An 11,271-nucleotide genomic window follows, 5' to 3' on the forward strand; every position below is an offset into this window, starting at 1 on the left:
TGCACGAGCCGACCCGACGCCGGATCACCGCCCTGCCCACCCCGGTCGAGGACGGCGGCGGTCGCCGGCCGTGGCGCGTCCGCCGCGCCGGGCTGCTCGACGTGAACCCGCTGGCCCGGATGATCGCCGCGCACCGGCCGTTCGTCGACCTGGACGGCGACGGCGAGCCCGACCCCGGGCCGGACCCGGAGCAGGCGGGACCGGCGACCCGGCTGATGCTGAGCCTCGGGGCGATGGAGCACGGCGAGGTGTGGCTCGCCGACGCCGCGGGCGTCGCGGACCCCGACCGTCCCGCCGACCTGGCCGCCGTCGCGGTGTGGCTCCCGCCCGACGCCGACCGCCTCGGCACGGACCTCCAGCGTGTCGTGACCCGGGAGCTGGGGGTCCGGCTCGACCCGCACCCCGAGCCGGCCCGCGCGCCGCTGCGCGCGATCGCGGAGGCCACGGCGCGCACGCTCGCGCTCGTGCGGGAGTCCGGCGCGGAGCGGGTGCTGGTGCTCCTCGCCGACGACGGCCGCGCGGCCGCGGGCCCGCGGGCGGCGCTGCTCGCCGACCTCCTCGCGCCGGTCGCCGCGGAGCAGGGCGCCGCGGGCCGGGACGTCCTGGCGGTGACCGTCGACCCCGCGCAGGTCGCAGACCTGCGGGCGCTCGGGTTCGCGGAGGTGGCGACCACCCCGCTGGGCGCCGCGTCGCTGTGGCTCGGCGCGCTGCGCGCCGGCGCCGCCGCACCGGGCGCGACCGCGGGCGGAGCCGCCCGGGCTCAGGCCGCGATCGCGACCGCGTAGCCCGCGGCGTCCTCCTCGAGGTCGCCGGTCTCGCCCTCGGCCACCGCGCGGCGGCCGAGCACGATCGTGTACGTCCAGAACGCGGCCAGCGCGATCGCCCCGATGACGATCTTCAGCCACCACGGCAGCGTCGACCCGGTGACGAAGCCCTCGATGACGCCGGACAGCAGCAGCGCACCGGCGAGCCCGATCACGACGGTGATGAGCGCGCGGCCCTCCTCGGCCAGCGCGCGCGACCGCGGCCGGCCCTGGGGGTCGATCCAGGCCCAGAACAGCCGGAGGCCCGCGGCGCCGGCGACGAAGATCGAGGTCAGCTCCAGCAGGCCGTGCGGCGTGATGAGCTGGAAGAAGATGCCCAGGCTGTCGTGCGCGGCCATCATCCCGCCGGTCGCGCCGACGTTCACCGCGTTGTTGGCGAGCACGTAGAGGGTGCCGATCCCGGAGATGCCGAGCGCGACGCTCAGCGCGGCGACCCAGGCGTTGTTCGTCCACACCACGGCCGCGAAGCCGGCGCCCGGGTCGTAGTAGGAGGCGAACGCCTCGTCGACGTACTGCTGGCGCTCGCTCGGCGTGCCCATCGCGGCGAGCGCGTCGGGGTTCGTCGCGACCCACCAGCCGGCGACGGTCGCGACCGCGAGGCACGCGACCATCACGCCGACGGTCCACCAGCGGAGCCGGTACAGCGCGGCGGGCAGCGACAGCACGAGGAACCGGCGGACGTCCCGCCAGGCGGGCTCGTGCGCGCCGGCGATCCGGGACCGCGCGCGGGCGAGCAGCTGCGACAGCCGCGCGACCGCGTCCGGGTCGGGGGCCGAGGACCGGATCGTCGACAGGTCGGTCGCGGCGGCCTGGTAGAGCCGGACCAGCTCGTCGGCCTCGGCGCCGTCCAGGCCCCGCCGCCGGGACAGCTCGTCCAGGCGCGCCCAGGCGGGCTCGCGCACGGCGGAGAAGGCGTCCAGGTCCACGCCCGATACCCTGCCACACGAGGCCCGGTCCCGACCGGGTGACCTGGGACGGGACGTCGGCGGAGGTGGGGCGTGCAGGACGAGGGCATCGTCATCGGCGAGGGCGTCCTGCTGGACGCGCGCCCGACGTCGTTCGCGAGCCGGGTGGCGGGCGCGGTGATCGACCTGATCGCGCTCGGGCTGGTGGCGATCGCCGTGGCCTGGCTGCTGACCCGGTTCGTGGTCGTCTCGCCGAGCCAGGACGTCCTGCAGATCACGTTCGTCGTGGTGATGGTGACCGTGCTGGTCGTGATCCCGACGACGGTCGACACGCTGACCCGGGGCCGGTCGCTCGGCAAGCTCGCCGTCGGCATCCGGGTGGTGCGCGACGACGGCGGCCCGATCCGGTTCCGGCAGGCGTTCGTCCGGGCGCTGGTCGGCATCCTGGAGCTGTGGCTGACGCTCGGGTCGGTCGCCCTCATCACGTCGCTGGTGAACCCGCAGGGCAAGCGGCTCGGCGACGTCCTGGCGGGGACCTACGCCGTCCGGGTGCGCGGCCGCACGGAGACCCGCGCCGTCGTGGTCATGCCGCCGTTCCTCGCGCCGTGGGCGCAGCAGGCCGACGTGGCGCGGCTGCCGGACGGCCTCGCGCTGTCCGTGCGGCAGTTCCTGGGCCGCGCGCCCCGGCTGCACCCCGGCTCCCGGTACGCGCTCGGGCAGCAGCTGGCGGCCGAGGTCGCCCGGTACGTCTCGCCGGGCCCGCCCGCCGGCACCCACCCGGAGGCGTTCCTGGCGGCGGTGCTGGCCACCCGCCGGGACCGCGAGTACGTGGCGTCCACGCGCGCGGCGCAGCGGTCCGCCGCGGAGGCCGTCACGCTGCACCGGCTGCCGCACGGGGTGCCCGACCCGGCCCGCTGAACCACGTCGTGGACGCCCTGGCGACCGCGTCGGCGCCCCTCGTACGGTGTCGGCTGCCGGGAGCAGCCGGCGCGGACACGACGGGGTGAGGTAGTGCAGGACCAGCTCGGAGCGGTGCTCGACCAGGTGCTGGCGCGGAACCCGGGGGAGCCCGAGTTCCACCAGGCGGTGCGGGAGGTGTTCGGCAGCCTGGGGCCCGTGCTGGAGCGGCACCCCCGGTACGTCGACGCGGCCGTGCTGGAACGGCTGTGCGAGCCGGAGCGGCAGATCGTGTTCCGGGTGCCGTGGGTGGACGACGCGGGCCGGGTGCGGATCAACCGCGGCTTCCGCGTGCAGTTCAGCACCACGCTCGGTCCGTCGAAGGGCGGCCTGCGGTTCCACCCGTCGGTGAACCTCGGCATCGTGAAGTTCCTCGGCTTCGAGCAGGTCTTCAAGAACTCGCTCACCGGCATGCCGATCGGCGGTGGCAAGGGCGGCTCGGACTTCGACCCGCGCGGCCGCTCGGACGGCGAGGTCATGCGGTTCTGCCAGTCGTTCATGACGGAGCTGGCCCGGCACATCGGCGAGTACGTCGACGTGCCGGCCGGGGACATCGGCGTCGGCGGCCGGGAGATCGGCTACCTGTTCGGCCAGTACAAGCGGATGACCGGCCGGTACGAGTCGGGCGTGCTGACCGGCAAGGGCGTGACCTGGGGCGGCTCCCTGGTCCGGACCGAGGCCACCGGGTACGGCGCCGTGCTGTTCGTCCAGGAGATGCTCCGCACGGCCAACCGGTCGCTCGACGGCCAGCGCGTCGTGGTGTCCGGCTCGGGCAACGTCGCGCTGTACGCGGTCGAGAAGGCCCAGCAGCTCGGCGCGCACGTCGTCGCGTGCTCGGACTCGCGCGGCTACGTCGTCGACGACCAGGGCCTCGACCTGCCGCTGCTGCAGCAGGTGAAGACGGTCGAGCGCGGGTCCCTCGGCGACTACGCGGAGCGCCGCGGCGGCTCGGCCCGGTACGTGCCCGGCCGGCGCGTCTGGGAGGTCGGGGCGACGGTGGCGCTGCCGTGCGCGACGCAGAACGAGCTCGACGCGGCCGACGCCCGCGCGCTGGTCGACTCCGGCCTGGTGGCCGTGGCCGAGGGCGCGAACATGCCGACGACGCCCGAGGCGGTCGCCGTGCTGCGCGAGGCCGGCGTGCTGTTCGGCCCCGGCAAGGCGGCGAACGCCGGCGGCGTCGCGACCTCCGCCCTGGAGATGCAGCAGAACGCGAGCCGGGACTCCTGGTCGTTCGAGTACACCGAGCAGCGGCTCGCGGCGATCATGCGCGACATCCACGACCGGTGCGCCACCACGGCGGACGAGTACGGCGCTCCCGGGGACTACGTCCTGGGCGCGAACGTGGCGGGCTTCCTCAAGGTCGCCGACGCGATGCTGGCCCTCGGCGTCGTCTGACCCGACGTGCGCGCGGGCTCAGTCCCGCGCGCACTCCGCGGGCGCGCCGTCCGGGTCGTCGACCAGGCGGTGCAGGAGGCGCAGCAGCTCGTCCTGCTCCGCGGGCGCCATCCGTGCCAGCAGCTCCTCGGCGTGCCGGCGCCGCTCCCGGTCCGCCTCGGCGAGCACCGCGCGGCCCTCGTCCGTCGCCGCGACGAGGGTGGCGCGCCGGTCGGTCGGGTCGGGGCGCCGCTCGACCAGCCCGGCCCGCTCCAGGTCGTCCACCAGCGACGTGATCGACCGCGGCACCACGTCGAGCGCCGCGGCGAGCGCGGTCTGCCGCTGCGGCTCCTCGCGCGCCACGACCCGCAGCAGCCGGTGCCGCGACGGGGTGAGGTCGACCCGCTCCCGCACGTCGCGGCGCATGGTGTGCAGCGCGCGGCGGAGCAGCCAGAACAGCTCGTCGCCAGGGTTGCCGGGGGCCGGGTGGTGCTGCGCGGAGGCCGGGGTGACGGGCGTCATGGCCCTCACGATAGCGAGTTCCGCACATAGAGAGGTAACCTCTCTATCGGAATCGTCCCCCTGGAGGCCCCATGTCCATGCACGGAGGAGGCGGCGGACCGGCCATGTACCGGTCGTTCCGTCACGACCCGTCCGTCGCCCGGCGTCGCATCACCCGCGACGTGCTGCGGCGCATCCTGTCCTTCGCCCGCCCCTACCGCGGGCTGCTCACCGTCTTCCTGGTCGTCGTCGCGCTCGACGCCGCGATCGGCGCGGTCACCCCGCTGATCTTCCGGCAGATCATCGACCACGGCATCGCGCAGGGCCGCACCGGGCTGGTGCTCGGTCTCGCCGGCGTGGTCGCGCTGCTCGCGATCGCCTCGGCCGGGCTGACCCTCGCGTCCCGCTGGTTCTCCGCGCGGATCGGCGAAGGGCTGATCCTCGACCTGCGCACGCAGGTGTTCGACCACGTCCAGCGGATGCCGCTGGCGTTCTTCTCCCGCACCCAGACCGGCGCGCTGGTGCAGCGGCTGAACGGCGACGTGCTCGGCGCGCAGCAGGCGTTCACGTCCACGCTGTCCAACGTCGTGTCCAACGTGCTGACGGTGGTGCTGGTCATCGCCGCGATGCTGTCCCTGTCCTGGCAGATCACGCTGCTGTCCCTGGTGCTGCTGCCCGCGTTCGTGCTGCCGGTGCGCGCGATGGGCCGCCGGCTGGCCGGCGTGACGCAGGAGTCGTACACGCTGAACGCCGCGATGGGCCAGACGATGACCGAGCGGTTCAACGTCGCCGGCGCGCAGCTGGTCAAGCTGTACGGCCGCCCCGAGGACGAGACCGCGGAGTTCGCCGCGCGCGCCTCGCGGGTGCGGGACATCGGCATCACGTCCGCCATGTACGCCGCGGTGTTCCGGATCGGTCTGACGCTGATCGCCGCGGTCGCGGTCGCGATCGTCTACGGGCTGGGTGGCGTGCTCGCGATCCAGGGCTCGCTGACGGTCGGCGTGGTCGTCGCGCTGACGTCGTACCTGACCCGGCTGTACGGGCCGATCACGGCGCTGTCCAACGTGCAGGTCGACGTCATGACCACGCTGGTGTCGTTCGAGCGGGTCATCGAGGTGCTCGACCTGAAGCCCACCGTCGCCGACGCCCCGGACGCCCGGCCGCTGCCCGCCGACGTGGCGGGCTCCGCGAGCGTGGAGCTGGACGACGTGTCGTTCCGGTACCCGGCCGCGTCCGAGGTCTCCCTCGCGTCCCTGGAGTCGGTCGCCCGGCTGCAGACCGAGGTGCCCGGCACGACGCTGGAGCACGTGTCGTTCACGGTGCCGCACGGGCACCTGGTCGCCCTGGTCGGGCCGTCCGGCGCGGGCAAGACGACGGTCTCCGCGCTGGTCGCCCGGCTCTACGACGTCACCGACGGGACCGTGCGGGTCGCGGGGCAGGACGTCCGGGAGGTCACCCAGGAGAGCCTGCGGGACGCCATCGGCATCGTGTCCCAGGACGCGCACCTGTTCCACGACACCATCCGCGCCAACCTGCTGTACGCCCGGCCCGGCGCGACCGACGCGGAGCTGGAGCAGGCGCTGCGCCGCGCGCAGATCTGGGACCTGGTGCACCGGCTGCCGGACGGCGTCGACACCGTCGTAGGGGACCGGGGCTACCGGCTCAGCGGCGGCGAGCGGCAGCGCCTGGCGATCGCCCGGCTGCTGCTCAAGGCCCCGCCGATCGTGGTGCTGGACGAGGCGACCGCGCACCTGGACTCCGAGTCGGAGGCCGCGGTGCAGCGGGCGCTCGCCGAGGCGCTGGTCGGCCGGACCGCGATCGTGATCGCGCACCGGCTGTCGACGATCCGCGAGGCCGACTCGATCGTGGTGCTCGACGGCGGCCGGGTGGCCGAGCAGGGCACGCACGCCGAGCTGCTCGCCGCGGGCGGGCTGTACGCGGAGCTGTACGAGACGCAGTACGCCACGGCGCGCTGACGCCGGGACGGGGGCCGGGCGGCGCCCGCGGCGCTCAGATGAGCCCGAGGTGCCGCACCGCGTCCCGCTCCTCGGCGAGCTCCGCGACCGACGCGTCGATCCGGGCCCGGGAGAACGCGTCGACCTCGAGGCCCGGCACGACCTGCCACCGGCCGTCGACGGCGGTCACGGGGAACGAGCAGACCAGCCCCTCCGGCACGCCGTACGACCCGTCGGAGATCCGCCCGGCGGACGACCAGTCGCCGGCCGGGGTGCCGTCGCGGCGCAGGCGGACGTGGTCGACGATCGCGCTGACGGTCGAGGCCACCGACGACCCGCCCCGGGCGGCGATGATCGCGGACCCGCGCTGCGCGACCGTGTCGACGAACTCGCCCTCGGCCCACTCCCGCCCGACGACGTCGAGCGCCGGGCGCCCCGCGACCAGCGCGTGCCGCAGGTCGGGGTACTGGGTCCGCGAGTGGTTGCCCCACACGGTCACCCGGGTGATGTCCCGCGGGTTCACCCGGGCGCGCAGCGCCAGCTGGGCCAGCGCCCGGTTGTGGTCCAGGCGGGTCAGGGCGGTGAACCGGTCGGCCGGCACGTCGGGCGCGTGGGCGGCGGCGATCATCGTGTTGGTGTTCGCCGGGTTGCCGATGACCAGCACCCGCACGTCGTCCGCGGCCCCGTCGTTGATCGCGGCGCCCTGGGCCCGGAAGATGCCGGCGTTGGCCTCCAGCAGGTCGGCGCGCTCCATGCCGGCGGTCCGGGGCTGCGCGCCGACCAGGATCGCGAGGTCGGCCCCGTCGAACGCGACGCGCGGGTCGGCCGTGACGTCCACGTCCGCCAGCAGCGGGGACGCCACGTCCTGCAGCTCCAGCGCCACGCCGTGCGCGGCGTGCAGCGCCTCGGGGCGCTCCAGCATCCGCACCCGCACCGGCGTGTCCGGGCCGAGCAGCTCCCCGCTCGCGACGCGGAACAGCAGCGAGTAGCCGATCTGGCCGGCGGCACCGGACAGCGTGAGCGTGACGGCGGGACGGGGCACGGAGCACTCCTGGGGGGTCGGCGTCGGGTCGGGCGTCGGCGTCAGGAGCGTCTGCGGCGACGGTCCGGCCTTCGACCGTAGGCGGCGTGCCGGCGCGGGACAAGACCGGGCGTCAGGGCTCGGCCACCACCACGGCGTGCTCGGCGGCGTCGTCGGCGACGAACCGCACCAGCCGCTCCGCCTCGGGCAGCACCGCGCGCCGGTCCGCCCGGGTCCAGCGGCGCAGCGGGGTGACGGTGAGCGTCGCGCGCTCGCGCCGGGTCCGCGGCGCACCGGCCGGCCGGGGGAGGCGCTCGCGCCGGACCACCCAGGACCCGGCGACGGACCCGTCGAGCAGCACCGTCCCCGGCGGCATCCCGTTGCGGCTGGCGAGCGCCGGGCGGATCTCCGGCGGGATCACCCGGCTGCGGTCGTCGTGCCCGAGCAGCAGGTTCTCGAAGTCGGGCAGGACCCGGGCGGGCGCCGGCGCGTCCTCGGGCGGCCGCGGGGCGTCCGGCAGGTCGAGCAGCACCCGCGGCCGGCCCGACGGCGGGTCGACGTGCAGGACCTCGACCAGCCCGGGCCGCAGCCGGTCGACCACCGGGGCGAGCCGGGTCAGACCGGACCACTGCTGCACGTCGGCGACGGTCGCCGGGCCGTACGCGGCGAGGTACCGGCGGACCAGGTCGGCGAGGGCGGCGTCGCGCTCGTCGTCGGCCGGGTCCGCGACCGGGTCGGCCGCCGCGTCGTCGGACCGGCGCAGCGCCGGCGCGTCGGCGCCGAACCAGGCCCACGCCGTCGTCCAGGTGGTCGCCATGCTCCGGCCCCACACCCCGCGCGGCGTGACCTGCACGAGCGGCAGCGTCCCGCGCGCACCCATCGCGAGCGCGGCGGGGTCGAGGTCCGGCCAGGTCGCGGCCAGCCGCGCGCCGAGGTCGCGGGCGGTCAGCGGCCCGTCGGCCAGGGCGTCGAGCGCGGCGGACCGCAGGTCGTCCAGGTCGACCTGCCGCAGCGTGGGCGCCGCGGTCACGTTGCCGAGCAGGCGGCGGCGCAGCATCGGCGCCAGCAGCGGCCAGAGCGCGAGCGCGTCCTCGGCGGTGACCAGGTGCACCGTATCCCGGAGCAGCGCGAGCCGCCCGACGCGGCGGTCCGTCATGGCGTCGGCGAGGTCGGCGTGCGCGAGGCCCGCCACGCGCGCGTGCAGCGCCAGGTAGGCCGACGACGGGTTCTGCGACTGCAGCGCGACCAGGTGCCGCACGACGTCGACCGCCGGCGCGTCCGTCCGGTCGAGCAGGTGCTGCCGGGCGAGCAGGGCGCGCCCCAGCCCGCGCGTGGTGATGCTGCCGCCGCCCGCGAGGTCGTCCGTCACGGTCCCGACGCTACGCGCGGCGTCCGACACGTCGGTGGACATCGGTGGAGCGTTTGGCCCGACACGCCGGTGCGTGTCGGGCAGGACGCTCCACTCAGGGGTCCTAGAGGCGGCCTGCGGCCTTGAGCGCCAGGTAGGCGTCCGCCAGGCGCGGGGCCAGGTCGTCCGGGAGCGCGTCGACGACCTCGACCCCGTGGCTGCGCAGCCGCTGCGCGACCGCCAGGCGCTCGAGCTCGGTCCGCTCCGCCGCCGCGGCGTCGAACAGCGCGGCGACGTCCTGGCGCCCGGTCCGCAGCCGCTCCACCTCGGGGTCCCGCACCGACGCGAGCACCACCTGGTGCCGGGACGCCAGCTGGCCGACGACGCGGAGCAGCCCGTTCTCGACGGCCGCCGGCTCCAGCGCGGACAGCAGCACGACCAGCGCCCGCTGGGACAGCCGCTCCTGCACCTGCGCGACGACCCCCGGCCAGTCCGCCTCGACCAGCGACGGCTCGACGTCGGCGAGCGCGTCGGCGATCGCCGGCATCAGCCGCGGCCCGGAGGCACCGGCCACCCGGGCCCGCACGGTGCGGTCGTAGGCGAGCAGCTCGACCCGGTCGCCGGCCCGGGAGGCGAGCGCGGCGAGCAGCAGCGCGGCCTCGACGGACGGCTCCAGCCGCGGCTCCTCGCCGGTGCGCGCGGCGCTGGTGCGCGAGGTGTCGAGCACGATCAGCACCCGGCGGTCCCGCTCGGGGCGCCAGGTGCGGACCACGACGTCGTTGCGCCGGGCGCTCGCCCGCCAGTCGATCGAGCGCACGTCGTCGCCGATCACGTACTCCCGCAGCGAGTCGAACTCGGTGCCCTGCCCGCGGACCTGCACCGCGGCGCGGCCGTCCATCTCGCGCAGCCGCGCGAGCCGGCTGGGCAGGTGCCGGCGGGACGCGAACTCCGGGAGCACGCGCTGGGTCCCCGGGACGTCGATCGACGCCTGCCGGGCCGCGAGCCCGAGCGGCCCCGCGCACCGGATCGTGACCCGGTCGGCGCGCAGGTCGCCGCGCCGACTGGGACGCAGCGCGGTGTCGACGCGACGGGACTCGCCGGGCGGCAGGTCGACCCGGTGCCGGTTCTGCTCGGCCCCGGCCGACGGCTGCCAGGCGTCCCGGACCAGCGCGCGCAGCCGGCGGGCACCGGTGTGCGTGAGGGTCAGCCGGGACCGGGCGGGCTCGTGCAGCCGGACCGCGCCGGTGACCTCGCGGCGGATCGCCACGGCGCGCGGGGACGCGGCCAGGGCGACGTCGACCGCGCACAGCAGCACGACCAGCACCGCCCAGGCCAGCACCGTGCCGGGCACGGGCCAGAGCAGCACCGGCAGCGCGCCGACCGCGGTCAGCGCGACCGCGCGCCAGGTGATCGCCACGCCGGGCGCCTCAGCGGGGGACCGGGACGGACGCGAGCACGGTGTCGAGCACCGACTCCGCCGTCACGCCCTCGAGCTCCGCCTCGGCGCGCAGCTGCACCCGGTGCCGCAGCGTCGGGTGCGCGAGCGCCTTCACGTCGTCCGGGGTCACGTACGACCGGCCCTGCAGCCAGGCCCAGGCCCGCGCCGTCGCCAGCAGCGCGGTGGCGCCACGGGGGGAGACGCCGAGGGACAGCGACGGCGACTGCCGGGTGCCGCGCACGACGTCGACGACGTAGCCGAGCACCTCGGGCGCGACCTGCACCCGGGCGACCTCCTCGCGGGCGCGCTCCAGCACGTCCTTGCCCGCGACCGGCCGCACGCCTGCCTTGACCAGGTCGCGCGGGTCGAACCCGGCCGCGTGCCGGGCCAGCACCTCGATCTCCTCGTGCCGCTCGGGCAGCGGGAGCGTGAGCTTGAGCAGGAACCGGTCGAGCTGGGCCTCGGGCAGCGGGTACGTGCCCTCGTACTCGACGGGGTTCTGGGTCGCGATGACGACGAACGGCGACGGCAGCGGGCGCGGGGTGCCGTCGACGGACACCTGGCGCTCCTCCATGGCCTCCAGCAGCGACGCCTGGGTCTTCGGCGGCGTGCGGTTGATCTCGTCGGCGAGCATGAGGTTGGTGAACACCGGGCCCTCGCGGAACGAGAACTCGGCGGTCCGGGCGTCGTACACCAGCGAGCCGGTGACGTCGCCGGGCATGAGGTCCGGCGTGAACTGCACGCGCTTGGTGTCCAGGTCCAGGGCGGTCGACAGCGTGCGCACGAGCAGCGTCTTGGCGACGCCCGGCACGCCCTCCAGCAGCACGTGGCCGCGGCACAGCAGCGCGATCACCAGGCCGGTGACCGCGGCGTCCTGGCCGACGACGGCACGCCCGACCTCGGCCCGGACCGCGCCGAGCGCCTCCCGGAGCTCGGGGGACGGCTCGG

At 76.1% G+C, this 11,271-nt stretch carries 10 protein-coding genes; 4 read left to right on the plus strand and 6 right to left on the minus strand.

Annotated elements, in window-relative coordinates; all coding sequences use genetic code 11:
• Positions 1 to 785: hypothetical protein (locus G6556_RS12885; protein ID WP_205693430.1), on the plus strand; the 785-nt coding region annotated here is incomplete at its 5' end.
• Here G6556_RS12885 and G6556_RS12890 read toward each other — a convergent pair.
• Positions 761 to 1,750, minus strand: coding sequence for a stage II sporulation protein M (locus tag G6556_RS12890; RefSeq protein WP_166941956.1), 990 nt, complete (start codon positions 1,748 to 1,750; stop codon positions 761 to 763). The two genes, G6556_RS12885 and G6556_RS12890, sit on opposite strands and share 25 nt — an antisense overlap.
• A 72-nt stretch (positions 1,751 to 1,822) precedes the next feature.
• On the opposite strand from G6556_RS12890, the gene G6556_RS12895 reads away from it, so the two are divergent.
• Positions 1,823 to 2,647 (plus strand): RDD family protein, encoded by an 825-nt coding sequence (locus tag G6556_RS12895; protein ID WP_166941958.1) that lies wholly within the window; start codon positions 1,823 to 1,825, stop codon positions 2,645 to 2,647.
• A 93-nt stretch (positions 2,648 to 2,740) separates the two neighbouring features.
• Complete coding sequence (gene gdhA / locus G6556_RS12900) at positions 2,741 to 4,081, plus strand: NADP-specific glutamate dehydrogenase (protein ID WP_166941960.1); 1,341 nt, start codon at positions 2,741 to 2,743, stop codon at positions 4,079 to 4,081.
• Between the two features lie 18 nt (positions 4,082 to 4,099).
• On the opposite strand, the gene G6556_RS12905 is transcribed toward gdhA, so the two are convergent.
• Positions 4,100 to 4,582, minus strand: a complete 483-nt coding sequence (locus G6556_RS12905) for a MarR family transcriptional regulator (RefSeq protein ID WP_166941962.1) — start codon at positions 4,580 to 4,582, stop codon at positions 4,100 to 4,102.
• A gap of 71 nt (positions 4,583 to 4,653) precedes the next feature.
• Between G6556_RS12905 and G6556_RS12910 the strand changes: the two genes are divergently transcribed.
• Positions 4,654 to 6,537: an ABC transporter ATP-binding protein gene (locus tag G6556_RS12910; protein WP_166941964.1), complete on the plus strand. Its 1,884-nt coding sequence runs from the start codon at positions 4,654 to 4,656 to the stop codon at positions 6,535 to 6,537.
• 34 nt (positions 6,538 to 6,571) lie between these two features.
• Here the strand turns inward: G6556_RS12910 and G6556_RS12915 are convergent, their stop codons facing one another.
• From G6556_RS12915 to G6556_RS12930, 4 genes are all read right to left on the minus strand, one after another.
• Positions 6,572 to 7,558, minus strand: coding sequence for a malate dehydrogenase (locus G6556_RS12915; protein WP_166941966.1), 987 nt, complete (start codon positions 7,556 to 7,558; stop codon positions 6,572 to 6,574).
• Between the two features lie 112 nt (positions 7,559 to 7,670).
• Positions 7,671 to 8,906, minus strand: a complete 1,236-nt coding sequence (locus G6556_RS12920; RefSeq protein ID WP_346774880.1) for a winged helix DNA-binding domain-containing protein — start codon at positions 8,904 to 8,906, stop codon at positions 7,671 to 7,673.
• A 103-nt stretch (positions 8,907 to 9,009) separates the two neighbouring features.
• Positions 9,010 to 10,302, minus strand: coding sequence for a DUF58 domain-containing protein (locus G6556_RS12925; protein WP_166941970.1), 1,293 nt, complete (start codon positions 10,300 to 10,302; stop codon positions 9,010 to 9,012).
• A gap of 10 nt (positions 10,303 to 10,312) precedes the next feature.
• A partial coding sequence (locus G6556_RS12930) for a MoxR family ATPase (protein ID WP_166941972.1) occupies positions 10,313 to 11,271 on the minus strand: 959 nt, incomplete at its 5' end.

The sequence above is a fragment of the Cellulomonas sp. IC4_254 genome (assembly GCF_011603975.1).
Classification (GTDB): Bacteria; Actinomycetota; Actinomycetes; order Actinomycetales; family Cellulomonadaceae; genus Cellulomonas.